Source organism: Pedobacter panaciterrae, assembly GCF_013204795.1.
In the GTDB taxonomy this organism is placed as follows: Bacteria; Bacteroidota; Bacteroidia; order Sphingobacteriales; family Sphingobacteriaceae; genus Pedobacter; species Pedobacter panaciterrae.
Genome location: NZ_JABMKW010000008.1, coordinates 606519 through 631236, shown reverse-complemented (window position 1 = coordinate 631236; position 24718 = coordinate 606519). Strand labels below are relative to the sequence as shown.

Annotated in this window: 23 protein-coding genes; 11 read left to right on the top strand and 12 right to left on the bottom strand. The window is 38.9% G+C overall.

Annotation, left to right across the window (positions count from 1 at the left end; translation table 11 throughout):
- The first annotated feature begins 10 nt into the window (after positions 1-10).
- Positions 11-1504, top strand: a complete 1494-nt coding sequence (locus HQN86_RS04975) for a peptide MFS transporter (RefSeq protein ID WP_172659903.1) — start codon at positions 11-13, stop codon at positions 1502-1504.
- 96 nt (positions 1505-1600) lie between these two features.
- Positions 1601-2332 (top strand): polyprenol monophosphomannose synthase, encoded by a 732-nt coding sequence (locus HQN86_RS04970; RefSeq protein WP_172659902.1) that lies wholly within the window; start codon positions 1601-1603, stop codon positions 2330-2332.
- 1 nt (position 2333) lies between these two features.
- Here the strand turns inward: HQN86_RS04970 and HQN86_RS04965 are convergent, their stop codons facing one another.
- The 5 genes from HQN86_RS04965 to proS form a co-directional block, all read right to left on the bottom strand.
- The gene (locus HQN86_RS04965) at positions 2334-2849 is read right to left on the bottom strand and encodes a YdeI/OmpD-associated family protein (protein ID WP_172659901.1); all 516 of its coding nucleotides are present in this window, start codon (positions 2847-2849) and stop codon (positions 2334-2336) included.
- Positions 2850-2856: 7 nt separating this feature from the next.
- On the bottom strand, positions 2857-3717 hold the full coding sequence (locus HQN86_RS04960; protein ID WP_172659900.1) for a TIGR02757 family protein: 861 nt from the start codon (positions 3715-3717) through the stop codon (positions 2857-2859).
- A gap of 162 nt (positions 3718-3879) precedes the next feature.
- Positions 3880-5019 carry a cystathionine gamma-synthase gene (locus tag HQN86_RS04955; protein ID WP_172659899.1) on the bottom strand — a complete coding sequence of 380 codons (1140 nt, stop codon included), beginning with the start codon at positions 5017-5019 and terminating at the stop codon, positions 3880-3882.
- Positions 5016-5711 (bottom strand): hypothetical protein, encoded by a 696-nt coding sequence (locus HQN86_RS04950; RefSeq protein ID WP_172659898.1) that lies wholly within the window; start codon positions 5709-5711, stop codon positions 5016-5018. Before HQN86_RS04950 ends, HQN86_RS04955 begins: the two co-directional genes overlap by 4 nt.
- Before the next feature lie 11 nt (positions 5712-5722).
- Positions 5723-7195, bottom strand: a complete 1473-nt coding sequence (proS, locus tag HQN86_RS04945; RefSeq protein WP_172659897.1) for a proline--tRNA ligase — start codon at positions 7193-7195, stop codon at positions 5723-5725.
- A gap of 105 nt (positions 7196-7300) precedes the next feature.
- Between proS and HQN86_RS04940 the strand changes: the two genes are divergently transcribed.
- Together HQN86_RS04940 and HQN86_RS04935 are read left to right on the top strand one after the other, a co-directional pair.
- A complete protein-coding gene (locus HQN86_RS04940) occupies positions 7301-8260 on the top strand; it encodes a hypothetical protein (protein ID WP_172659896.1) in 960 nt (319 codons plus the stop codon).
- 53 nt (positions 8261-8313) lie between these two features.
- Positions 8314-9798, top strand: coding sequence for an OmpP1/FadL family transporter (locus tag HQN86_RS04935; protein ID WP_172659895.1), 1485 nt, complete (start codon positions 8314-8316; stop codon positions 9796-9798).
- 224 nt (positions 9799-10022) lie between these two features.
- On the opposite strand, the gene HQN86_RS04930 is transcribed toward HQN86_RS04935, so the two are convergent.
- Positions 10023-11858, bottom strand: a complete 1836-nt coding sequence (locus tag HQN86_RS04930) for a UbiD family decarboxylase (protein ID WP_172659894.1) — start codon at positions 11856-11858, stop codon at positions 10023-10025.
- Between the two features lie 184 nt (positions 11859-12042).
- Positions 12043-12522: a Dps family protein gene (locus HQN86_RS04925; protein ID WP_172659893.1), complete on the bottom strand. Its 480-nt coding sequence runs from the start codon at positions 12520-12522 to the stop codon at positions 12043-12045.
- Between the two features lie 182 nt (positions 12523-12704).
- Between HQN86_RS04925 and HQN86_RS04920 the strand changes: the two genes are divergently transcribed.
- Both HQN86_RS04920 and HQN86_RS04915 read left to right on the top strand, forming a co-directional pair.
- Positions 12705-13937 carry a LysM peptidoglycan-binding domain-containing protein gene (locus tag HQN86_RS04920; protein WP_172659892.1) on the top strand — a complete coding sequence of 411 codons (1233 nt, stop codon included), beginning with the start codon at positions 12705-12707 and terminating at the stop codon, positions 13935-13937.
- Positions 13927-14580, top strand: a complete 654-nt coding sequence (locus tag HQN86_RS04915) for a uridine kinase family protein (protein ID WP_172659891.1) — start codon at positions 13927-13929, stop codon at positions 14578-14580. The genes HQN86_RS04920 and HQN86_RS04915 overlap by 11 nt, the downstream gene beginning before the upstream one ends.
- Before the next feature lie 16 nt (positions 14581-14596).
- Here HQN86_RS04915 and HQN86_RS04910 read toward each other — a convergent pair whose 3' ends face one another.
- The 5 genes from HQN86_RS04910 to HQN86_RS04890 are packed head-to-tail and all read right to left on the bottom strand — an operon-like array spanning position 14597 to position 20160.
- Positions 14597-15256, bottom strand: coding sequence for a 3-oxoacid CoA-transferase subunit B (locus HQN86_RS04910; protein WP_172659890.1), 660 nt, complete (start codon positions 15254-15256; stop codon positions 14597-14599).
- 17 nt (positions 15257-15273) lie between these two features.
- Positions 15274-15975, bottom strand: coding sequence for a CoA transferase subunit A (locus HQN86_RS04905; RefSeq protein WP_068889605.1), 702 nt, complete (start codon positions 15973-15975; stop codon positions 15274-15276).
- A 49-nt stretch (positions 15976-16024) separates the two neighbouring features.
- Complete coding sequence (locus tag HQN86_RS04900) at positions 16025-17113, bottom strand: PQQ-dependent sugar dehydrogenase (RefSeq protein WP_172659889.1); 1089 nt, start codon at positions 17111-17113, stop codon at positions 16025-16027.
- Positions 17114-17159: 46 nt separating this feature from the next.
- Positions 17160-19532 carry an endonuclease MutS2 gene (locus HQN86_RS04895; protein WP_172659888.1) on the bottom strand — a complete coding sequence of 791 codons (2373 nt, stop codon included), beginning with the start codon at positions 19530-19532 and terminating at the stop codon, positions 17160-17162.
- A 13-nt stretch (positions 19533-19545) separates the two neighbouring features.
- A complete protein-coding gene (locus tag HQN86_RS04890) occupies positions 19546-20160 on the bottom strand; it encodes a DUF4296 domain-containing protein (protein ID WP_172659887.1) in 615 nt (204 codons plus the stop codon).
- 72 nt (positions 20161-20232) lie between these two features.
- Here HQN86_RS04890 and HQN86_RS04885 point away from each other — a divergent pair, with 72 nt between their 5' ends.
- The 5 genes from HQN86_RS04885 to HQN86_RS04865 are packed head-to-tail and all read left to right on the top strand — an operon-like array spanning position 20233 to position 24648.
- Entirely contained in the window at positions 20233-20922 is a 690-nt protein-coding gene (locus HQN86_RS04885; protein ID WP_172659886.1) for a YggS family pyridoxal phosphate-dependent enzyme, read from the top strand.
- A complete protein-coding gene (locus tag HQN86_RS04880; RefSeq protein ID WP_172659885.1) occupies positions 20919-21383 on the top strand; it encodes a GNAT family N-acetyltransferase in 465 nt (154 codons plus the stop codon). Before HQN86_RS04885 ends, HQN86_RS04880 begins: the two co-directional genes overlap by 4 nt.
- A gap of 1 nt (position 21384) precedes the next feature.
- The gene (locus tag HQN86_RS04875; protein ID WP_172659884.1) at positions 21385-22194 is read left to right on the top strand and encodes a DUF3298 and DUF4163 domain-containing protein; all 810 of its coding nucleotides are present in this window, start codon (positions 21385-21387) and stop codon (positions 22192-22194) included.
- Positions 22194-23471: an aspartate kinase gene (locus tag HQN86_RS04870; RefSeq protein WP_172659883.1), complete on the top strand. Its 1278-nt coding sequence runs from the start codon at positions 22194-22196 to the stop codon at positions 23469-23471. Before HQN86_RS04875 ends, HQN86_RS04870 begins: the two co-directional genes overlap by 1 nt.
- Positions 23464-24648, top strand: coding sequence for a class I SAM-dependent methyltransferase (locus tag HQN86_RS04865; RefSeq protein WP_172659882.1), 1185 nt, complete (start codon positions 23464-23466; stop codon positions 24646-24648). The genes HQN86_RS04870 and HQN86_RS04865 overlap by 8 nt, the downstream gene beginning before the upstream one ends.
- Positions 24649-24718: the final 70 nt, after the last annotated feature.

The window sequence follows — 24718 nt, the reverse complement described above, 5'->3', positions numbered from 1 at the left end:
TGAAATAACAATGCAACATAACATTACGCTGGAGGAGATCCAGGACTTTAAGGGGAAATACCCAAAACAGCTTTGGGCTTTGTTTTTAGTGGAAATGTGGGAACGCTTTTGCTTTTACGGTATGCGCGGTATGCTCACCATTTTCATGATCGACAAGATCGTAGGTCTTGCACTTACAGATAAAGATGCCAATCTGCAATACGCCGCTATTCAGGCATTCGTTTATGCATTCACATTCCTTGGTGGTATTTTTGCCGATAAAGTCTTAGGCTTTAGAAAATCACTTTTCTTTGGCGGAATGATCATGATCCTCGGCAATTTAATCATTGCGGTCTCCCCAAAAGAGTTCTTTTATATTGGTATTACCCTTTCTATTATCGGTACAGGTTTTTTCAAACCAAACGTATCGTCGATGGTAGGCGATTTATATAAAGAGGGTGATGCCCGCCGGGATGCAGGTTACGGAATGTTCTATGCAGGTATCAATATTGGTGGTCTACTTGGTGGCGCACTTTGTGTATACCTGGGTAAATATGTTTCATGGAATTATGCCTTCCTTGCTGCCGCAATTGTTATGGCTTTAGGATTGGTAACCTTCCTCTTTACACAGAGAACATTAGGCCCTATTGGCGATTCACCTTTAAAAAACATGACTGTCTCGAAGAAAAGAGCACGTGAAATTGGTGTTTACCTCTTTTCTCTGATCTCTGTTCCGTTGATTTTGATAATGGTTCAAAACACGCATTATACAGATTATTTCATGTATACCATTGCGCCATTATCAATTATTTATTTCCTGTATGAGACGTATAAAGTTAAAGACAGAAAATTTCAGATGAAATTGTTTGCCGCATTTATCTTTATCTTCTGCTACTTCTTGTTCAATGCCATTTACGAGCAAAGCGGTGGTTCACTGGCTCTTTTTGCAGAAAAAAACTTGTCGCACACCCTTTTATTCTTCAATATCGATCCTAACGTAGTAAACAACAGTTCTAATTCTTTATTCGTAATTATATTTAGTCCTTTAATTGGTTTACTGTGGTTATGGCTCGCTAAAAAGAAAATGGAACCAAACTCGATTATCAAATTTGGTGTAGGATTCTTGTTCCTGGCAGCATCCTTTTACATCTTCTTTTATACTCGTTTTTTTGCCGATGCAAATGGTGTAACTTCATTAAATCTTTTCACACTGGGCTATTTGGTAACCACCATTGGCGAACTTTGCTTAGGCCCGATCGGTATGTCGCTGGTTACGCAATTATCACCTAAAAAATTAACAGGTATGATGATGGGTATGTGGTTTTTAGCAAGTGCATTCGGACAGTTTGCCGCAGGAAAACTTGGAGCAGAAATGTCTGTAAGCGGAGACAATGTATCTTTGCTAACCAAACTGGAATCCTATACTTCAGGATATTATCAGCTGGCTGTTTATGCCGCTATTGCCGGAGTATTTTTAATCCTTTTCTCTCCTTTAATTAAGCGATTGATGCAAGGTGTAAGCTAAAATTTAGCTGTTTTAACATATTTTAACCCTTAGTATAATCTATATTAAGGGTTTTTTCATTTAGAATCCATAATTTCGCTACTTAATTTATTTTACGTGTCAGACAGTCTAGTAATAATACCTACCTACAACGAGAAAGAAAATATTGAGAGAATCATTAGAAAGGTTTTTTCGTTAAGCTATTTCTTCGAAATATTAGTTATTGATGATGGTTCCCCTGATGGCACAGCCGAAATAGTTAAGAACCTCCAGAAAGAATATCCGGCACTTCATTTAGAACAAAGAACAGGCAAACTAGGACTTGGAACGGCTTACATTCATGGTTTCAGATGGGCGCTGGCCAAACCTCAATATGAATATATATTTGAGATGGATGCAGATTTCTCGCACAATCCGGATGACCTGATACGTTTACGCGAAGCCTGTGTTAATGGTGCAGACGTTGCAGTGGGCTCCCGTTATGTTAGAGGAGTTAACGTAGTTAACTGGCCTATGAGCAGAGTGTTAATGTCTTATTTTGCCTCTATGTACGTGCGTTTAATTACACGGATCGACATACAGGATGCAACTGCCGGCTTTAAATGTTACCGCCGCAAAGTGCTTGCTACTATTCCGTTAGACAAAATTAAGTTTGTTGGCTATGCCTTCCAGATTGAAATGAAGTTTACAGCCATTAAATACGGATTTAAGGTAGAGGAAGTTCCCATTATATTTACAGATCGTACAGAGGGTACTTCAAAAATGAGTACACGGATTTTCAGGGAAGCTTTTATTGGAGTAATCCAAATGAAAGTATGGAGCTGGTTCAGGAAATACGACAGGATTTAATCTATTCCTCTTTTCTCGGCTTTCCATCACGCATCATCGTTCCAAAATCCCAATCCTTATCCATAGCTAAAACGATCTTCACAATTCTTTTGGTACGGGTAGCTTCTGTTTTAGCCGAGTTAAGCCAATTGATATACCAATTTTGATGTGATTTAGGTTGTTTTAAAAAGTTTTTAAGCAGATGAGGCTCATCAGAAAGGCAGACCTCCAGATCTTCTGGCACCTCTATTTTAAAAGTTGTATCCTCTTCTAAAGCCAGTTCTAAAACTCCACCCAGATCTTTCTTGAGCTGCTTGCGAATGCCCGCATTTAGCGCCATAATAAAGTTCCCCTCTCCCATGGGCACAAGTGCTATGCCTTCAATTTCAATGTGATCCAAACGACCCTTTACCCGATAACTCTTCCTGCAATCGGGCTTAATCATATTGGCAATAGCAAGTGGAATAAAAACATAAGTCCAGCCTGTTTTTTCCCCCATTTCGGCAAAACGCTCTATTTCTGCTTTAAAAGTAACCATAATAGCTTTAAAATTTCTCCTCTATACCTAAGCCAAACAATGCAAAATCATATTTAACCGGATCCATAGGATCAAATTTAAGCAGTTCATTTGTAAGTTCCACTGCAGTGCGCCAATCCGTCTGTTTTCTTTCAATTAAGCCAAGCTTACGCGCTACCCTATCCACATGCACATCACATGGACATATCAAATCTGAAGGCTTAATTGTGTTCCAGATCCCGAAATCAACACCCTTATTATCTTTCCTTACCATCCATCTTAAAAACATATTTAAACGCTTACAGGTTGATTTTTGCATTGGCGAAGAAACATGCTTTATCGTTCGTCTGGGATAGTCTGGAAGAGAAAAGAAATAAGACCTGAAATAATTAAGAGATCTTTCAGTTTTTGGCTCCTGCTGAGTTAACTCTGATAACATGCAGCTCGAAGAAGCATACTTTGTGTATCCATGTTGAAGCTCATCAGTTAAAAAATCAGTTCTAAAAACATCAGAAGGAGATAAAAATGCTGTCTCAAGGCTATCGAACTGTTGATAGTGCTGATTAAAAAATGCCACGAAATACAGAAGATCCGTATCGTTAAAAGTTCTGTGTTTAAAACCCAGCAATCGCTTTAAATCATCCTCGCCATGATGCAGCATAAAATTATGCGGATCATTATCCATCCGCTCAAACAGCTCAATACACTTGTTAATGATGGTCTTTCGTTGCCCCCAAGCTAAAATTGCCGCAAAAAAAGCAGCAATTTCAATATCTTGTTTCTTAGTATACTGGTGTGGAATACAGATTGGGTCATTTTGAATAAAGTTTGGTCGGTTATACTGATCAACCTTTACATCCAAAAATTCTTTAAGTTCTAAAAATTCCAAGGTGTAATGTTTAAGATAACTGTATTAATTAAATTATGTAATCTCGAGGTTTACAATACGTCATCTCGAAATGAGGAACGATTGAGAGATCTCTTGGTCAGGATATTCAAGGAGATCTCTCTCTTCTTTCGAGATGACGGAATGACGAGATGACTTGCTGAATTAACTTAATGCCTGTTCTAAATCGGCGAGCAAATCATCAATATCCTCCACACCAACACTTAAGCGCAACAGGTTATCTGTAACTCCTACTTTCTCACGTTCTGCTTTAGGGATAGAACCATGAGTCATTGTAGTTGGATGGTTAATTAAAGATTCTACTCCGCCAAGAGATTCTGCAAGTGTAAAAACCTTAAAAGAAGAAGCCACGCGGAATGTTTCCTGAAGATCAGCACCTTTTAATGTTATAGACACCATACCCCCAAAACCACGCATTTGTTTTTTTGCAATATCATGGTTAGGATGATCTTCGAAACCCGGCCAGTAGATCTTATCAATTTTTGGATGATTTTTAAGATAACGGGCCACTTTCTCTCCGTTCTCACAATGCGCTTTCATTCTTAAGTGAAGCGTTTTAATACCTCTCAGCACCAAAAATGAATCCTGAGGTCCTGGAGTTGCTCCGCAGGCATTGTAAATAAACCAAAGGTCCTTATAAAGCTGATCATCGTTTACAAGCAAAGCGCCCATTACCACATCAGAGTGACCACCAATGTATTTGGTTACAGAGTGCATCACAATATCAGCACCTAAGTCCATTGGATTCTGCAAATATGGAGATGCAAAAGTATTATCAACAGTAAGAATTAACTTATGCTGTTTAGTAATTTTAGCAACACCCTCAATGTCAATGATCCTCATTGTTGGATTGGTTGGCGTTTCTATCCAGACCAATTTAGTATTTTCATTGATGTGTGGTAGTATGTTTTCCGGTTTCGATAAATCCAGAAAATGAAACTTAATGCCATACTTTTCATAAACCTTGGTAAATATGCGATAAGAACCACCATAAAGATCGTTCCCCGTAATCACTTCATCGCCAGGCTTCAATAACCTTAATACAGTATCTGTAGCGCCCATTCCGCTCGAAAAAGCCATTCCATATTTAGCATTTTCTAATGCTGCCAAACAATCTTCAAGTGCTTTACGAGTTGGATTAGTACCTCTCGAATATTCAAACCCTTTGTGGTCACCCGGCGACTTCTGCCAGTAAGTAGAGGTTTGATAAATCGGGGTCATCACTGCTCCCGTTGTAGGATCAGGCTCTTGTCCGGCGTGGATCGCTTTAGTTGCAAATTTCATATATTATCGTTCTGCTCAATTTCTGATTTAAACTGGTAACCCAGGTTTTTACTGGTTGGATAACCGCTTGAAGCCAGCATTGATTGTTTTTGATTTAAAGTTACTTCTTTTATTTCTGCAAAAGGGGGTAATAAAAGATCAGAGTCCAGACAGTGAAGAATAGATCGCTCTATAATATCTGTTAGCTTTTCTTCCGTTACAACGTTTTCAGCCATGCTTTGGTATAAGAAATCAAGCGCACCCTCCCCCTCAACCATAAAATGCTTTTCCTTATTAACCAGTATACGTGCAATCAGCGATCCCTCATCTGCCAACCTGTTATATTTCACAGAATCAGCAAGGAAATTATGGATATAAATAGTTCCACAAAAACTTAGAGACTCATCTTCTTTGATGTACTTTGTTTGGTATATGGAATGTGTTTTATCAAAGGCAAACACATTGGTATGCATAGAAACCATCAACATATCACCTGAAAACTTAAGCTGACCTTCAAATTTACCGCTTTCCTTAAAATGCACTTCAACAGAGGGATCTTTGACCACATAATCTGTTTGCAGCTTAACCGCAATTTTAGAAAGCTGGGTCTTCAGCAAGCCAAAGACCTCAGTAGTGTTTCTAAATATCTTTTGTTTTAATGAAGCTTTACTCTCGAATTCGCTCAGTATTTTACTGTAGTTGTCAGTTTCCATTCCATTAAAATTTAGTAAGCGCGTGCAAATAATACCCTTTGGGTAGATGGCTTACCTGAGTAAATACAAACCCCTTCTTCCAGCTTATTATCTAACGGGATACACCTAATGGTAGCTTTAGTCTCTTCTTTAATTTTTTGCTCTGTTTCAGGTGTTCCATCCCAATGTGCAGCAATAAATCCGGCTTTACCATCAAGCAATTCTTTAAACTCATCATAAGAATTGGCATCAGTAGTATGCTCAGTTCTATAGTCGAAGGCTTTGTTATAGATATTTTGTTGAATCTCTTCTAAAAGCTGTGCAATATGAATTTCAAGGCCTTCCTGAATTACAGTTTGTTTTTCTCTGGTATCTCTTCTTGCAAGCTCAACGGTGCCGTTTTCCATATCTCTACCACCAATAGCCAGACGAATTGGCACCCCTTTAAGCTCATATTCAGCAAACTTAAAGCCCGGACGCTGCGTATCACGGTCGTCGTATTTTACAGAAATCCCTAAACGTTTCAGCTTTGGCATTAATTCGTCAACAAATGTTGAGATCTTACTTAACTCCTCATCGCCTTTGTAAATAGGAACAATAACAACTTGTATTGGAGCTAGTTTTGGAGGAAGTACCAGACCGGCATCATCGCTATGCGCCATAATCAATGCACCAATTAAACGTGTAGAAACACCCCACGAGCTTGCCCAAACGTGCTCTATCTTACCTTCTTTGTTCGTGAATTTTACATCAAATGCTTTAGCAAAGTTCTGTCCAAGGAAGTGAGAAGTTCCAGCTTGCAACGCCTTTCCATCCTGCATTAATGCTTCAATGCAATACGTATCTAAGGCTCCTGCAAAACGCTCATTTGGCGTTTTTACACCTTTTACCACTGGCAAACCCATCCAGTTTTCAGCAAAATCTGCGTAAACATCAAGCATCTTTCTTGTCTCTTCAATTGCCTCATCAGAAGTTGAGTGAGCGGTATGTCCTTCCTGCCATAAAAACTCAGTAGTACGCAAGAACAAACGGGTACGCATTTCCCAACGCACAACATTTGCCCATTGATTTATCAACAAAGGAAGATCCCTGTAGGATTGAATCCATCCTCTATAAGTATTCCAAATGATGGTTTCAGAGGTTGGTCTAACGATCAATTCTTCTTCCAATTTGGCTGTTTCATCAACAATAATGTTCCCATTTCCATCATTTTTAAGACGATAATGTGTCACAACGGCACATTCTGTTGCAAAACCTTCAACATGAGAAGCTTCCTTTGAAAAATATGACTTTGGAATGAATAACGGGAAATAAGCATTACTGTGTCCTGTATCTTTAAATTTTTGGTCTAAAATAGCCTGCATCTTCTCCCAAATGGAGTATCCATAAGGTTTTATCACCATGCATCCCTTAACGGATGAGTGTTCTGCCAGGTCAGCTTTTATAACAATGTCGTTATACCACTGGGAATAATCTTCGTTTTTACTTGTAATGCCTTTGCTCATAGCTGAATGGAACGTTTTTTGTGTTAAATGACTTGTAATGTAGGCTACAAATTTATAAATTTATACCTACAAAAAAATTGCAACACACAAACAACACATATAGTTATGAAACCTAACCATTTATTCACAGGAATGCTCGTCTTAGCAGCCATAGCTGTTACGTCTTGCTCTGCGCCAAGGCTTGCGCAGCAAAGTGCCAATACTGATGATGACGTTTATAGCAGTACGGTGAAGGCAAAGGTTTATACCCCCGCTCCTCAACAAGTACAGCAACCTCGATACGACGATCAGCAATATGCTGATGAACAATATGATGAGAGTGATTATTACGGAACAAGTGATTACTATTACGATCAGGATTACTCATCTCGTATAAACAGATTTTATTACTCAAGTCCTTTCAGAACTTACTACGATCCATATTATTATTCTGGGTGGTATTCTTCTGGTTCATTGGACTTTGGATATAGTCCATTCTACAACAGCTACTGGAATTCTCCTTATGGAGGCTGGGGATTTGCAAGTTCTCCTTTCTGGGGTTACAACAACTTTGGCTGGAATAACTACTACTACGGCGGTGGCTATTACGGAGGAGGCCTTTGGGGCGGTGGTTTATGGGGTGGCGGACTGTGGGGCGGTGGCTATTACACCGGCAGAACTACCAATGTACCTGATTACAGGGCCAGACCATCTGTGGGTAGAGAAAATGGAGTTGGCGTGAATCGCAGATATGCAAGACCGGCAACCAGAGTAGATGCTGATGGAAATATCATTCCTAACAGAGCCAGACCTTCAAGAACTAATGCTGATGGAACAGTTTCAACAAGACCGGGCAGAGTACCGTCTGATGGCCAATCTACCAGACCTTCTCGTGGCGAAGCAACAAGACCTACGCGTACTGAAACAGTAAGACCTACAAGAGAAAGTGCTCCGGCCCGTCAGCCAGAAAGCAGACCTAGCTACAGCCCTCCTGCAAGAGAAAGCAGTGGTGGTGGAAGAAGCAGCAGTGGTAGCAGCGGCGGCGGTGGTGGCGGTGGCAGATCATCAAGATCAGGAAGAGGATAACTTAAAGTGCCCTGCATCACGCAGGGTGCACTTAAAATCTATTATTAAGATACATGAAAAAACTGATACTATCTCTGGTGGCTACAGTAGCCATCTCAGGAACAACATACGCCCAGATTTACTCGCCTGATGCTTTAAAATTCTCTCAAACCAATTATGGTAGCACCTCCAGATTTAAAAGTATGGGTGGAGCGCAAATTGGAGTTGGCGGAGACATGAGTTCAATTGGCGGTAACCCGGCAGGACTAGGAATGTTCACTAAATCTGAATTCAGTGTAACTCCTGAATTCAATAATTTCTCTGGAAATGCAAACTTTCTGAACCAAAACACAAAATCCACAAAAGACAACGTAAACCTTAACCATATTGGTCTGGTACTTTTTAGCCCCGCTATTAGAATGAAAGGGCAAGACACCCAACGGGGGGTGGTAAGTACTGTGTTCGGAATTGCCTACAACAGAAACAATGATTTTACCGCTAATTTCAATTACGGTGGATCAAACCCAAGTAATTCAATCGTAGATTATTTTGGTGATCTGGCAAATTCAAACGGCTTAACAAATGGCTCTGTACAAAAAGACGCTTATGATGGGTACCTTTTAGATTACGATGGGGTAAAAGACGAATATTTTGCGTCTACAAATGTACCTAACACACAAAAGAAAAGTGAAGTAAGGTCTGGTTCTACATCTGAACTTACAGCATCTGGAGCTATTAACATTTCTAACCAGGTGTATATTGGAGCAAGTGTCTCATTGGTAAATGTTCGTTACATCAACGACAGTGAGTTTACTGAATCAGGAACAATGGTTGACAACTCAAAGTACAACCTATCTTACAGACAAAATCAGGAATCAAAAGGATCAGGATACAATGCCCGTTTAGGGATAATTGTTAGACCGGTTGAAAACTTTAGAATTGGAGCAACCTTACAATCTCCTTCATGGATGCTTATTGAAGACAATACCTCAATAGTTTTAGACTCCAAAATTGTTGGTGGTGCTAACGCAGGAAGCCTTAATGGCACTGTACAAAACTATCCATTCAATTACCGTGTTAGGACACCTTTAAAAGGATCTTTGGGCGCTAGTTATGTAATTGCAGGTAAAGCTTTGATCTCTGCCGATGTGGATTATGTTGATTACAGTACGATTCGTTTCTCAACTGATCAGGGGCTAGATCCGGCAACAATTGTAGACGAAAACAATTCAGTAAGAGACAATTATAAACAAGCCGTTAACTTTAGACTTGGAGCAGAATATAAAATAGACAATGCATTTAGCTTAAGGGGTGGTTACGGTGTTAATGGAAGCGCAATACAAGGTGATGATAATGGGCATTTCGCCACTCAGTTTTATTCTGGTGGACTTGGCTACCGAATTAACAACTATTATATTGATGTTGCTTACCAACGTACAGAAACAAACACAGAGCTGTCTCCTTATTTACTTGGAACAAACGACAACCCTTTAGAACCTGTTGCTGATATTAAAACGTCAAGAAACAATGTATTTTTAACCTTTGGATTGAGGTTTTAAAAGTTATTATGATAGTCATTCTTCTCGTCATCTCGACGATAGGAGAGATCTCTTGATCGAGAAGTAGCCGCAAATTCGCATAATCAAGAGGTCTCTCCTATCGTCGAGATGACGAAAATGCGCTATAAAATAAACGACTTTGCAACGATTCTGAACGACTATTCTCTATTAAAACTCAGTTTTTACCCTCTATACTATCGTATATCAATCTTTTTTTTATTAAACTAGATCACTCCAAATAACGAGGCCCCGTTCTCACCTAGTCTATTTACTTTTTCTTCTATTTCGGGTACTTTCAATAACTCAGGCGCGTGGTGCGGTTTTTTACGTGCATCAATTATCACAGGCCCATTACAGCCCCAGTGTTTATCATCAATAAACTCCGAAATACCATGAATATCAGTTGCCGGATTGCTACGCGTAAAGGTTACCCATACCAAATTGTTTATATTCTGAGCAGTAAATTCAGCATCATCACAAAGCACAATTAGCGGTATACCACTTAAATCTCTACCTTTTACAGCTTCCTCTAATAGAGCTACCTCATCTTTTGCCGCTCTGGCGCTAGTATAAGCCGGAAGCTGCAAAGCCATTACACCTGGAATAGCAAGCTTAACAGAACTGAAATCAGCAGGCATTACAAAACCTTCGGGAGGTTCGGTCGCAAGCACTCTCTTTTTCTCTCCTGCCGCAGCAAACACTACTTTAGAACCACTGTTTAACCCCTCTCCACTGTAATCTAAAGTATCAATAGTTGTTTTGGTATGAAAATGCAGATCCCTTGTAAGATCAATACGTTCCAATACATGTTGTATAAAACCAGAAAGATCATGAGTATCTAACTGTTCATTATCTTCTCTGGCAGCAATAAATAAGTACTTAGCTAAGCTTAACTGATTCTTACCAAGAATATGGTTTGCAATAGTTAAAATTTCCTGAGGCCTTCTTTCCTTAAGATATGGTGTATAACGCTCACTTCCAATGGCAAATAATAAAGGGTGTACCCCTGCTGCATCAACAGCATTTACTTCTTTTAATCCATGTATTTCTTTTGGCAAGGCCGATCCTGCAATCTCATGAATCAATGCACCAAAACTGGTATCTTCCTGAGGAGGCCTACCTACTACGGTAAACGACCATATTGCATCGTTCCGGTGATAAACATTATGCACCTTCATTAATGGAAAAGGATGGGTAAGGCTATAGTAACCCAAATGATCCCCAAACGGTCCTTCTGGCTTGTTCTCTTGCGGATAAACAGTACCTGTTATTACGAAATCAGCATCTGCAGAAATGCAGAATCCCTCATCATCATAAAAGTACCTGAACCTTCTGTTACCTAAGGCTCCTGCAAAAGTCATTTCCGAAAGGCCTTCGGGCAAAGGCATTACCGCAGCCAAAGGATGAGAAGGTGGACCACCAACAAAAATACTCACCTTTAAGGGCAGTCCTTTTGCATTGGCTTTAGATTGATGAACACCTATACCCCTATGTATTTGATAATGTAATCCTATTTCTTTGTTGGTTTCGTAATCATTGCCCGCCAACTGTATTCTATACATACCCAGATTTGCATTTAACACGCCCGGTTTATCGATATCTTCTGTATAAACCTGGGGCATGGTAATAAAAGGGCCTCCATCCATTGGCCAGTTCACAATCTGAGGTAATTCGCTGATGGTAGTTTTGCTAAAATTAGCTTTAAACAGGCTTTGCTTTAAGGGAAGTGCTGTTAATGCAGTAAAAGCGATACCTGGTAATTTAAAAGGATTTTTTAGTGCTTTAACAGGGTCAGATCTAAGGTTTACCAGTTGTTCAACTTTAGGCAGGCTATCGCGAAACATGAATTTGGAACGTTCTAATGTTCCAAACAAATTGGAAACAGCAGGAAATTTACTTCCCTTAACCTTCTCAAAGTACAATGCCGGTCCTTGCTGCTCATACACCCTTAGATGTATTGCAGCCATTTCAAGGTAAGGATCAACTTCTTCTTTTATCCTGATTAAATGCCCATGCTTTTCAAGATCGGCAACACAGTCTGCTAAACTTTTATATCCCATTACATGCCAAAGATATTAAAGAACTTGATATTTAAAGGCAACTTGATATCCAAAGATATAGTTATGCTATGATACAAATCGTCATCTCGACAACAGGAGAGATCTCTTGAAAACGCACAGTAGCTGTGAAGCAAACGGGCATAACCAAGGGATCTCTCCTGTTGTCGAGATGACGAGATGGGGATTATTTCTTGCCTGCAAATGAACGAAGCATCCAGGTATTTTTTTCTTTGAACTGCATAAACCTGTTTACCATATCGTTAGATCCGTCATCGCCGGCTTTATCGGTTGCTTCAAGGAGTTCGCGTTCTATTTCGATTAGTTTAGCCATATCGTCCAGAACGGCATCCACCATATCCAAATCCTTTAAGCCTATGGTATCAATTTCTTTTATCGCAGATTCTTTAATATAGTCAGCGAAACGACTATGAGGTGGTTTTCCAAGTGTCAAAACACGTTCAGCAATCTCATCAATTGTAAGTTGCGCATTGGTATATAACTCCTCAAATTTTATGTGCAGTGTAAAAAAATTCTGGCCCTTAATGTTCCAGTGGCATCCTCTTAATTTCTGATAATGAACGTGGTAGTTTGCTAAATAATCGTTAAGCATATCTACAACGGGTTTTACTTTCTTTTCATTTAAACTGATTTCTTTTGCGTCCATAGTATTTATTTTTTTATTTTGTCGCCCTTAACAGGAATTGAAAATATAACAATACCTAATTAAAATGGTTTGAAAAATGTTCTTAAACATACAATAGTAAATCATAAGCAACGTTTATAGTATCAATTCAGGGGTTATTTTTATTATTCGTATAATTGCGAAATTACTTTATCAGAAAATTAATGTATAAATATTATATAGTATCATTCTTTGCCGTACTTCTTAGTTTTTCAGCTGCTAAAGCAAACACCAGGGATTCAATTGGGGTTGAAAATTACAATGGTAAAAAATTGATCATCCATAAGATTGTCGCAAAAGACACCTATTACTCACTAGGAAGAAGATATAACGTTGTTCCTAAGTATATTATGACTTTTAATGACAACAAGTACCTTCAAATTGGTGTAATCATTAAAGTGCCAACCGACATTCCTTTTAACGGAAATCCTACTGCTACAGCAAACACTAAAGAGACCGCAACGCCAGCAGCTACTGACACGCCTACCGAGGGCAATCTTATAGAACATGCCGTTCAGAAAAAAGAAAACCTTAATATGCTTGCCGAAAAATACGGCACTACTGTAAACGAAATCAAAAGGGTTAATAATCTTCGTTCAATAAACTTACAAATTGGTCAGATACTAAAAATCCCTGCTACAAAATCTCCGGATGGAACACCATTGGCAACTGTAGATCCTGAAAAGATCAACACACCACCGGTTGAAAATACACAAAAGGATCCTGTGGCCGTTGTGGTAAAAAAAGACAGCATAAAGCCTCAACTGCCAATTCAAAAACCTGCAGCAGTTAAGCCAGATACTTCAAAGCCCGCCACTTCAAAACCAGATTCTACGAAGCCAGATTCGGCAAAACAAGATAACGGGCCGTTATTGATTCATACAGTTGCATCAAACGAAACGATGTATTCTATCGCAACACGGTACAAGTTAACAATGGATCAGTTAAAGGCTAAAAATAACCTGACAGACAATTCATTAACTGTTGGTCAGAAATTATGGATCAGGGGTCAATACCCTGTTACTCCGCCAGAGCCTGAACACCCTCTTGACACCCTAAATTCCATCAAAGATCCATCATTAAAATATGCGGCAAGCAGGTATGGCTTAAACCAGATCGACGAAAAAGGTACCGCCGTATGGATTTCTGATACTGATCTCGATCCTACTAAAATGTTGGTTTTACACCGCACAGCTCCAATTGGTACCGTAATGAAAATTACCAACCCAATGAGCAACAGATCAACCTTTGCAAAAGTTGTTGGTAAATTTTCTGAAAATGAGTCTACAAAAGATGTTATAATTGTAATGACTAAAGCAGTTGCTGATGCACTGGGAGCTTTAGACAAAAGATTTTATTGCAATTTAACATACGGCGGACAAGAGAATGAACAATAATAAGCCCTTTATTATCGGTATTGCGGGTGGTAGTGGATCCGGTAAAACCTTCTTTTTGAATTGTTTCCTACATCATTTTAAAAATGATGAGGTAACATTAGTTTCACAGGATGATTATTACATCCCGGCTGGTGAAATGACTCAGGAAGAGAATAAATTATACAACTTTGATCTGCCATCGACCATAGATGATCAGCAGTTTCTGCTTGATATCAAGAAGCTCTTAAAAGGAGAAGTTGTTTATAAGAAAGAATACAATTTCAATAATCCATTAGCAATAACCAAAATACTGGAAATTAATCCTGCTCCTATTATCATTGTTGAGGGGCTTTTTATCCTCCATTTTAAAGAAATTGCTGCCCTTCTGGATCACAGGATTTTTGTTGAGGCAGAAGAATCTGTCGCATTAGACCGCAGAATTAAACGCGATGGTATGGAACGCGGATACCCTGAAGAAGATGTGGTTTACAAATGGCACAATCATGTGGTTCCTGCTTACAAAGAGTTCTTATTGCCTTACAAAGGCGAATGTGATCAGGTTATTATAAACAATCATGACACACCTGATGACATCATCACAATAACCGAAGAGATCTCGGTAGATCTGAAGGTAAAATATTGCAAGCATAAACAGGCCGAATAAGCCTGTTTATGTTAAATTAATTCAATATCATTTCGGGCGCGTTCTCATCAGCGAACAGTTTACCAGCAGTGGCCTGTTTGATGTAATCAACACTCACTCCCGGAGCCCTTTCTACTAATCTAAATCCACCTTCAGGTAATATATCTAATACGGCCAATTCTGTTACCACTTTTCTTATGCAGTTTACTCCTGTAAGCGGTAAAGAACATTTTGGTAATAGCTTACTTTCACCGGCTTTATTTACGTGCTGCATGGCAACAATAATATTCTTTGCAGAAGCAACAAGATCCATTGCCCCTCCCATTCCTTTCACCATTTTACCTGGTATTTTCCAATTGGCTATATCACCATTTTCTGATACCTCCATGGCTCCTAATATCGTCAGGTCAATTTTCTGGCTTCTGATCATTCCAAAACTCATTGCCGAATCAAATATGGAAGATCCGGGTAAGGTAGTAATAGTTTGTTTACCGGCATTAATTAAATCGGCATCCTCTTCTCCTTCAAAGGGAAAAGGCCCCATACCCAACAAACCATTTTCAGATTGAAGCACCACATTAATTCCTTGGGGGATAAAATTAGCCACCAACGTAGGGATGCCAATTCCTAAATTCACATAGTAACCGTCTTTTATTTCTTTTGCGATACGTTTCGCAATACCATTCTTATCGAGCATATCAATATATTATAGAATTAATTTCTTGGTCTAACCGTACGTTGTTCTATTCTTTTCTCGTAGTTAGCCCCCTGAAAAATACGGTGTACATAAACGCCGGGAGTATGAATATGATCCGGATCGAGCACTCCGGGTTCCACAAGTTCTTCCACCTCAGCAATCGTAATTTTTCCGGCCATAGCCATTACGGGGTTAAAATTGCGACTGGTAGATCTAAAGATCAGGTTTCCTGCAGTATCACCTTTCCAGGCTTTTACTAAGGCAAAATCAGCATCAAAAGCATACTCCATCAGGTAATCTTTTCCGTTAAAATTTCTGGTCTCCTTACCTTCGGCAACCTCGGTACCTACACCTGCAGGAGTAAAAATGGCCGGCATGCCATATCCCGCTGCCATGCATCTTGTAGCCAAAGTGCCTTGAGGAATCAATTCTACTTCCAACTCACCACTTAACAACTGACGCTCAAATTCGGCGTTTTCCCCTACATACGACGAGATCATCTTTTTAACCTGATGCTGCTGCAACATCAAGCCAATACCAAAATCATCCACACCGGCATTGTTTGATATACAGGTTAATTCTTTAACCCCTTTTCTTACCAGAGCGGCAATACAATTTTCGGGTATTCCACACAAACCAAAGCCTCCAAGCATTAAAGTACTACCGTTTTTTATGTCACTGATGGCTTCATCAGCACCTGCTACGACTTTGTTTATCATACTAAAAGTTTTGTTACTAAATTATATTATAAATTGTGTTAGAACCAAACTATTTCGCTATTTCTATAATTTTATCATCATTGCCGTTGCTACTTCCAATATACACCTTACCATCCGGACTCATGCAAATGGCCCTTAGCCTCCCGTAATCATTTACAAGATAATCTTTACTGGTCTCAACCTTATCACCGGCTGCATCGAGTTTTAGCTGAGTTAATTTAGAGGCCTTTAAGCTAACCAGCAGTAAAGAGTTTTTCCACTCAGGGATAAGATCGCCACTGTAATAAGTTAAGCCGCTGGTGGCTATCGTAGGTGTCCATGCTTGAATTGGCTCTACCACATTATGGGCTGTGCAAAATGTTTTTTCAGCATCTTTGTTGCAATAACCCTCAACATTTGGCCAGCCATAATTTCGTCCTTTTTGAATGATGTTAACCTCGTCATCGTTATTAGGACCATGCTCTGATTCGTATAACTTTCCATTAGCCAGCCCCAAACCTTGCGGGTTTCTATGCCCCAAGCTCCATACGCGGCTACCCGCAACCGGGTTATCGGCAGGAATTGACCCGTCAAGATTTACCCTGAGTATTTTGCCCGACAAAGAATTCATGTTTTGTGCATTATCAGCCTCACTTGCATCACCGGTAGTAATCAGGAGTTTTTTATCTGCTGTAATGAGCAGCCTGGAGCCATTATGGATAGATGCTGCCGGAATCTGATCAAGAATAACCAGAGGCGAATTCAGGGTGCCGTTTGAGTAAGTAAACCGAACTACTTTCCCTTTATAATTTGAGCCGTAATCATAAACTACATATACCCATGGATTGGCTTCAAAGTCGGGATTTAGGGTCATACCCAGCAAACCACCTTCACCTTTTGATACCACCTCGGCAATAGTATGAAGCGCCGTTACAGCACCTGTTTCCGGATTTACTCTGCTAATTTTCCCTGAACGTTCGGTAATCCACAATTGCTTATCAGGCCCATAAACAACCTCCCATACATGTGAAAGTCCTGTGGCTAAAACTTTGGTTTTAATAGCAACATCACCAGGATTCTGCGAGTCTCCGGATTTGTTTTTCTTACAAGAAGAAACGCTCATAAAGAGCGCGAACAAACTTACGATTAATACCTTCATAGGATGTCTTTTTCTCATACAACATCCTAAATGTAAATAAGTTTATCTAATTGAAATAAACATAAGTGATGCCATCGCCACCTCTATCTGCATGCTCATCTTCTACCCTGTTTACCTGGCTATATTTCTTTAAATATTCACGAATCAGTTTCCTTAAAATACCATCACCTTTTCCGTGGATGATCTTTATAAAAGGAAAGCCAAGCATGATCGATTTATCAAGATATTTTTCCACTTCATGCAAGGCATTTTCGCCACGCATACCACGCAGGTCAAGCTCAGCAGTGAAACTCGATATCGCTTCAGAAATACTGCCTGTAAATGAGTTATTCTGAACTGCTTTTTTAGCCTGTTTGTTGCTGATTTTCTGAACACGGTTTTTCTTCAGTACAGAACGAAGGTCGCCCAATGCAACTACCAGGTTATCACGGTTTATCTCAAGAACCTGCCCCATAGTTTCGCTATTGTTTAGCTGTACCCAGTCGCCCACTTCAATAGGCGTATTACTAATCACTGGTACTTCAGGCTTTTTCTCTTCCTTTACATGATTCTGCACCAATACCTTTTGCAGGTTTTGTCTCAATTCTTTGGTTACTACCTTATCTGCCTTGCTTTCTTTAATCTCTGCTATGGTATTCTCAACGAGTTTATTGGCATTTCTAATAATCGCCTGAGCTTCGAGCTTAGCTTCTTTGATCAGTACTTTCTTGTTCTCATCCAGAAACAGTTTAAGCTTCTCGTTTTCTGCGACAAGGTTTTTCACCTTATTCTGTTGATTGGAAAGATTAACTTTTGTATCGTAGATCTGTTTCTTTTCACGTTCCAGATCGACAAGCAAACTATCTATCCTGTTTTGATTGGTACCGGTTTTAGCCCTGGCAAGTTCCAACACCTCTTTTTGCAAACCAATGTTTTGTGCAATCTCAAAAGCATAAGAACTTCCCGGTTTACCAATTTCCAGTACGTACATTGGTTTCATCTTGTCGTTATCAAACAACATGGAAGCATTTTCTAAGCCTGGGGTATTACCAGCAAAAAGCTTTAGGTTAGAGTAGTGGGTGGTAATTACCCCTCTCACTTTTTTATTGTTCAACACTTCCAAAACAGCCTCTGCCATAGGCCCGCCAAACTGAGGATCTGTGCCCGTTCCAAACTCATCAATTAAAACAAGCGATTTAGGCGTAGCATGGGCAACAAAATACCTCATTTTAGTAAGGTGAGCACTGTAAGTACTCAAATCACTTTCTATCGACTGGTCATCGCCGATATCGGCAAATATCTGATCAAATATACCTACCTCACTAGATTCATGAACTGGAATCAATAAGCCTGATTGTACCATTAACTGTAATAGACCTACAGTTTTCATACAAACAGATTTACCTCCGGCATTGGGCCCTGATACGAGCACAATCCTCATGTTCTCATTAATATGAAAATTTAAAGGAACAACGGTTTTCTTATCCTCTTTAAATGAAAGGTACAGTAAAGGGTGGCGTGCATTAACCAACTTAGTCTTGGCTTCCTTTATTAGAACCGGCATATCGGCCTCAACATCTATAGCGAACAGGGCTTTTGCACGGACAAAATCTAACTTAGTAAGGAAACCATGGTACGACAATAATAATGGTGTATATGGCCTCAGATCATTTGTGAGCGCTATTAAGATCTTTATAATCTCCCTGCGCTTGTCAAATTCCAGATCCCTAAGCTTATTGTTTAATGAAAATACCTCTTCTGGCTCTATGTATACCGTTTGTCCGCTAGCCGATTCATCATGAATAAAACCTTTCAGTTTCCTTTTATTTTCGGCAAGTACCGGTATACACATTCTGCCATCACGTATGGTTAAGCTACCATCGGCAACCCAATTATTACTAATTGCCTGCTTATAAATAGAGTCCATTCTCTTCCTTACGTCCTGCTCTGCTTTTGCGATCTCTCCAATTATATTTTGAAGTGCAACAGAAGCGTTTGGCTTTATCTTTCCTTTCGGATCCAGTACAGATTCTATGCGTTTAAGTATATTCTTTTCGACAGGCAGGTGCTCAAACAGCGCCTCCAGATTAGGGTATACTTCTTTTCTTTCATCAAAAAACCTCAGTACAGAAAATACAGTTTGTAAAGAGGCGTACATTTGGTGCAGTTCATCCTCTACAAGATAAGTGCCCTCCACTCTGATCTTATCGGCCAGAGATTTTATGTCGAAAAATGTACTGATTTGCAGCGGTTCCTGGTTCTCGAGGATACTTTTAAACTCATTTGTTTGTCTCAAAAACTTATTGATCTGATCAAACTTGGTCATCACCTGCATTTTGCCCACCATTTGCTGCCCCATAGGGCTCAGACAGTGTGCGTAAATAAGTTGTTTTACCTCATTAAACCCCAAACGCTCTAAACAATTCTCCGGATATAACATTCCTATTTCTATCTTATTTTTTATTAATAGTCTTCTTTAATAATTCTCTGGCCTTTATAGAGTCTGCCCTCTTTTTCCTGGCGGCCTTCCTTAAAACAGCTTTTGCTTTTTTGGTTGAATCCACTTTTTTAATAGAATCAGCCTTTTTAACTGCAATAACTTTCTTTAACGAGTCGGCCTTAAATTTAGCTCGTTGTGGTGCAGTAACTTTTTTCAAAGAATCTGCACGCTTCACAGAGTCGGCCTTAAACTTAGCTTTAACAATTTTAGCTGCCTTGGCTTGTACCAATGAATCTGCCTTTACCAAAACGTTCTTTTGCTTGGTTAATCCCTTGGTTACCTTATCATAGATGCCATCTAATACTTTCGGATGCTGACTATAGTAAGCCATACTTTTACCGTAAAGGGCCGAATCTATCTCGTATCTTTTATAAATGCCATTATAATAAGCCGCAGCCATAGTTCTTGACGTATCGATGTTAGGTATGGTAGTGATGTAAGCATCCACAATATGAATGTCGTGCAATACCAGGGCCATTTTATCAGGCTGAATAATATCGGAAGGAATACCTGGCTTACAGCCTGCAACGAATAAAAAAAGGAAGGCTGTGTATATAAAGTTCTTCATTATGGGCTAAAACATCATTATTTCTTAGACAAAGTTCGCTAAGGTTCTTATTTTTACCAAAAATACTGATAAATGAGTATAGCAGATAACTTATTAGAATATAAAAGCGAATTAGATAAGACACAGGTTGAGTTAATAGCCGTATCTAAATACCAGGAGCCCGCCGCAATTATGGAAGCCTACAATGCCGGGCAACGCGTTTTTGGCGAAAACATAGTTCAGGAACTGGTTGACAAACAAGCACAATTACCTACAGATATTGAGTGGCATCTTATTGGTCATCTGCAAACCAACAAGGTAAAATACATTGCCCCTTTTGTAAAACTGATCCACTCGGTTGATAGCCTGAAGCTATTAATTGAAATAAATAAACAAGCCGTAAAAAATAAGCGGGTAATAGACTGTTTACTTCAAATTTATATTGCCGATGAAGACACCAAATTTGGTCTTGGTTTTGATGAGGCTATTGAACTGCTTAGGTCTGAAGAATTTGCTACACTTAAAAACGTACGTATTGTAGGTTTAATGGGAATTGCAAGTAACAACGCCACAGAAAAACAGACTCTTGATGAGTTCATTGAGTTAAAAGTTCTTTTTGACGGTATTAAAGTTAGCTTTTTTAGAAAAGATGACTACTTTAAGGAAGTATCTATGGGTATGTCTGGCGATTACAAACTTGCAATTGAAGCAGGTAGCACAATGGTAAGAGTTGGCAGCAGTATTTTTGGTAAAAGGAAGATTAAACATTACAAAACAGAATGAGCATTACAATAAGAGTTGCTGAGCGAGAAGATTGTCCGAGATTATTGGAATTAATTAATGAACTGGCTCTTTATGAAAAAGCGCCGGAGGAAGTAACCGTAACCATAGAAGAATTTATGGATGCCGGTTTTGGCGAAAACAAAGTATGGAAAGCTTTTGTTGCTGAGGATAACAATAAAATTATTGGCTTTGCCTTATACTATACCCGCTACTCGACCTGGAAAGGCTGCCGCTTATACCTTGAAGATTTCATTGTAACTGAAGAATACAGGGGGAAAGGCGCAGGTAAGCTCCTTTTTGAAACGGTTATAAAGGAAGCAAAAGATAAAAACTACAATGGCATGGTTTGGCAGGTGCTGGACTGGAATGAGCCGGCAATTAATTTTTACAAAAAGTACGCTGCTGATATAGAAGCAGGATGGTTAAATGCATCCTTTTCGAAGGAACAAATCTCGAAGTAACATGAAGAAATTAGGATTATTTATTATCGCCATAGGTTTTATAGCTTGTCAGAGTGAGAATAAAACAAGCAATACTACCGACACTACAAGTGTTGTAAATACAGGAGACTCATTAACTTTTAAATACGATTCAGTAAAAGTTTACAGCAAAACCGCAGTATCTGTTGATAAAAATGTAACTGATACTTCTAAAGCAGTTATTTCGTATCCTTTATTTAATGATGAAAAAGTTAACCAGTTTGTTGAAACCAAAATAAAACTGACAGCAGATTCTGGCAAAAACTACAAAACATATAATGAATATGCTACCGATTTTATAAAAGGTTATGACGACTTTAGAAAATCTGAAAAGGATTACCCGCAAACCTGGTTCTTAGACATCAATGCTAAGGTTGTGAAACAAAAACCAGGCTACTTGTCGCTACTAAACACTTATGTAAATTATTCAGGCGGTGCACACCCTAACAGTGTATTTATCTACCTGAACTACAATCCGGCCACACATCAGGAAATCCTTTTAGATTCTTTAATTCAACCAGGTTCCCTGCCAAAACTTACTGCTGTGGCCGAAGAGATATTCAGAAAAAATGAAAAGCTTAGTCCTACTGCTAGCTTAAAAGATGGCTATTTCTTTGATAAGGATACGTTCAAACTGAATGACAACTTTACCATTACGGATCAAGGTTTAATGTTTCTTTATAATCCTTACGAAATCAAGGCTTATGCATATGGAAAAACAGAACTGGTTATTCCTTTCAGTGAGCTTAAAGAAATTGCTAAACCAAATTCATTACTTAGTCCCGCAAATTAATGGAGGTATACAAATTTGGAGGTGCATCAGTTAAAGATGCCGAAGGGGTAAAAAATCTGGCCAATATCATTAAAGAACGCAATCAAAAAAACAACCTGTTAATCGTTATTTCGGCAATGGGTAAGGTTACCAATAAGCTTGAGGATTTAACAAAAGCTTATTTAACGGGTCTTGAGGATACACATCAGATATTTGAAGAGGTAAAACAATTCCATTTCAACATCATTAGTGAGTTATTTCCAGACCACAGTAACCCGGTGTATAACGATGTGGCAAACTCATTCGTAGAGATAGATTGGTTAATAGAGGAAGAACCGGACGATGCTGCTGATTACATTTACGATCAAATCGTTTCAATCGGGGAAATCGTCTCGACCAAAATAGCTGCTGCTTACTTAAACGAAACAGGTTGTAATGTGCAATGGGTTGATGCCCGTAACTTTATCCATACAGATAACAATTACCGGGAGGCACAGGTAAACTGGGAAAAAACAGAGCAGGAAATACAGAAAAAACTGGCTCCTGTTTTAGAACAATATATTGCAGTAACCCAGGGATTTATTGGCAGCACAAGCGAAAACTTTACCACAACTCTTGGTAGAGATGGTTCTGACTATTCGGCCGCAATATTTGCTTCTTGCCTAAATGCAACTTCGTTAACCATCTGGAAAGATGTGCCCGGAGTTTTAAACGCCGATCCTAAATGGTTTGATGAAACGGAAAGAATTCCGCGTTTATCTTATCATGATGCAATTGAACTGGCCTATTATGGTGCAACTATTATTCACCCTAAAACAATAAAGCCGATTCAGAATAAGAACATCCCTTTATTTGTTCGTTCTTTTCTTGATCATAAAGCCGAAGGCACAGACATTACGGGAGAAAACAATCATCTTCCGGTTCCATCCTTTATATTTAAAGTAAACCAGGCGCTGATCTCTATTTTCCCTAAAGATTTCTCTTTCATCATAGAAGAAAACCTCAGTGATATTTTTAGTTTGTTCCATAAACACAAGGTAAAAATTACAACCATGCTGAATTCTGCAATCAGTTTTTCGGTAAGTTTTGATCATGATCCTAAAAAGCTGGAAGGATTGATAGCAGATCTTTCACAGCACTATAAAGTTAAGTATAACACAGGCCTGGAATTGGTTACCATAAGGTACTATAACCAGCAAACCATAGATAGGGTAACTGTTAACAAAAACATCCTACTGGAAGTTAAAAGCAGGTATACCTGTCAAATTGTAATGAGGGACAAGACAACAGTTGAATAAACATGTTTTAGATAGCGAAGTTCAGGAGTACATTAACAATCATTTAAATGATGATGTACACAAACTCGCTATGTCTAAAAGTCCGTTTAAGGATGTTGATTCTAAAGCGCTTGCTAACCAGATTGCGGCAAAAAACAAATCGGTAAAAAAACTGCCTACCTGGTATAAAACAGATTCTATTTATTACCCTGCCCTACTTTCTATTGAGCAATGTTCATCAGAAACCACAGCAACATACAAATCAGCGTTAGCTATTGGCGACAACTTAATAGATCTTACAGGTGGCTTTGGGGTAGATAGTTATTACTTTGCAAAAACCGTTAAAAGCTTAACACATTGCGAAATCAATGTGGATCTTTCTGAAATAGCTGCTCATAATGCATTAATGTTGGCACAACTAAATATTAAATGCCTGGCTGTGGATGGTATTGCGCTACTGGAAAAAACCGACGAAATATTTGATACGATTTACCTGGACCCTGCAAGAAGAAGTTCGGCAGGCAAAGTTTTTATGTTAAAAGACTGCACTCCGAATGTGGTTGAGCATCTGGAATTACTACTTTCCAAATCAAAACGCATCATTATTAAAACAGCACCGTTATTAGACATTACGGCTGGTTTAAAGGAGCTAAGCAATGTTTCTGAAGTTCATATTATAAGTGTAAAAAATGAGTGCAAAGAACTGTTATGGATTATTGACAGCGACAGATCTGCGCAACAACCAAAAATAACAGCAGTTACCCTAAATGAATCTCAAAAGGAATTCTCCTTTTTTAAAGGTGAAGAAGAAACAGAGGTTGAATTGCTAAACGAAACTCCTTCTGGCTATCTGTATGAACCAGATACAGCACTGCTTAAAAGCGGAGCCTTTAACCTGATAGCTGCAAGGTTTCGGTTAAAAAAGCTACATCATCAAACACAGTTGTATGTTTCAGATCATTTGGATTCCTCCTTTCCAGGAAGAATTTTTAAGATCAACAGTCTCTTATCTTCCAGTGATCTTAAAAAAGAAAAGTCGCCGATGGGAAATGTTATTGCCAGAAACTATCGGGATAAAGCGGAAAACCTGGTTAAGAAATACAAAATAAAGCCTGATCACAACAAGTTCTTTGTTTTTACACAAGGTGCTAATCATGATTATCTAATAATAGATGCCGAAATAATGCAGCACTATTAAATTTTAGGTTTAGTTATTTCAATAATTCGTTCTAAAAAAATGATCGATTTAATTTAGCTTTATGCTAACG

What these genes read in the sequence shown, in the direction of transcription:
- HQN86_RS04975 (WP_172659903.1), top strand. Translation starts at nt 11, where the DNA reads ATGCAACATAACATTACGCTGGAGGAGATCCAGGACTTTAAGGGGAAA.
- HQN86_RS04940 (WP_172659896.1), top strand. Translation starts at nt 7,301, where the DNA reads ATGAAACCTAACCATTTATTCACAGGAATGCTCGTCTTAGCAGCCATA.
- HQN86_RS04880 (WP_172659885.1), top strand. Translation starts at nt 20,919, where the DNA reads ATGAGCATTACAATAAGAGTTGCTGAGCGAGAAGATTGTCCGAGATTA.
- HQN86_RS04915 (WP_172659891.1), top strand. Translation starts at nt 13,927, where the DNA reads ATGAACAATAATAAGCCCTTTATTATCGGTATTGCGGGTGGTAGTGGA.
- HQN86_RS04955 (WP_172659899.1), bottom strand. Translation starts at nt 5,019, where the DNA reads ATGAAATTTGCAACTAAAGCGATCCACGCCGGACAAGAGCCTGATCCT.
- HQN86_RS04950 (WP_172659898.1), bottom strand. Translation starts at nt 5,711, where the DNA reads ATGGAAACTGACAACTACAGTAAAATACTGAGCGAATTCGAGAGTAAA.
- HQN86_RS04920 (WP_172659892.1), top strand. Translation starts at nt 12,705, where the DNA reads ATGTATAAATATTATATAGTATCATTCTTTGCCGTACTTCTTAGTTTT.
- HQN86_RS04910 (WP_172659890.1), bottom strand. Translation starts at nt 15,256, where the DNA reads ATGCTCGATAAGAATGGTATTGCGAAACGTATCGCAAAAGAAATAAAA.
- HQN86_RS04875 (WP_172659884.1), top strand. Translation starts at nt 21,385, where the DNA reads ATGAAGAAATTAGGATTATTTATTATCGCCATAGGTTTTATAGCTTGT.
- HQN86_RS04965 (WP_172659901.1), bottom strand. Translation starts at nt 2,849, where the DNA reads ATGGTTACTTTTAAAGCAGAAATAGAGCGTTTTGCCGAAATGGGGGAA.
- HQN86_RS04885 (WP_172659886.1), top strand. Translation starts at nt 20,233, where the DNA reads ATGAGTATAGCAGATAACTTATTAGAATATAAAAGCGAATTAGATAAG.
- HQN86_RS04925 (WP_172659893.1), bottom strand. Translation starts at nt 12,522, where the DNA reads ATGGACGCAAAAGAAATCAGTTTAAATGAAAAGAAAGTAAAACCCGTT.
- HQN86_RS04870 (WP_172659883.1), top strand. Translation starts at nt 22,194, where the DNA reads ATGGAGGTATACAAATTTGGAGGTGCATCAGTTAAAGATGCCGAAGGG.
- HQN86_RS04900 (WP_172659889.1), bottom strand. Translation starts at nt 17,113, where the DNA reads ATGAAGGTATTAATCGTAAGTTTGTTCGCGCTCTTTATGAGCGTTTCT.
- HQN86_RS04935 (WP_172659895.1), top strand. Translation starts at nt 8,314, where the DNA reads ATGAAAAAACTGATACTATCTCTGGTGGCTACAGTAGCCATCTCAGGA.
- HQN86_RS04905 (WP_068889605.1), bottom strand. Translation starts at nt 15,975, where the DNA reads ATGATAAACAAAGTCGTAGCAGGTGCTGATGAAGCCATCAGTGACATA.
- HQN86_RS04890 (WP_172659887.1), bottom strand. Translation starts at nt 20,160, where the DNA reads ATGAAGAACTTTATATACACAGCCTTCCTTTTTTTATTCGTTGCAGGC.
- proS (WP_172659897.1), bottom strand. Translation starts at nt 7,195, where the DNA reads ATGAGCAAAGGCATTACAAGTAAAAACGAAGATTATTCCCAGTGGTAT.
- HQN86_RS04930 (WP_172659894.1), bottom strand. Translation starts at nt 11,858, where the DNA reads ATGGGATATAAAAGTTTAGCAGACTGTGTTGCCGATCTTGAAAAGCAT.
- HQN86_RS04895 (WP_172659888.1), bottom strand. Translation starts at nt 19,532, where the DNA reads ATGTTATATCCGGAGAATTGTTTAGAGCGTTTGGGGTTTAATGAGGTA.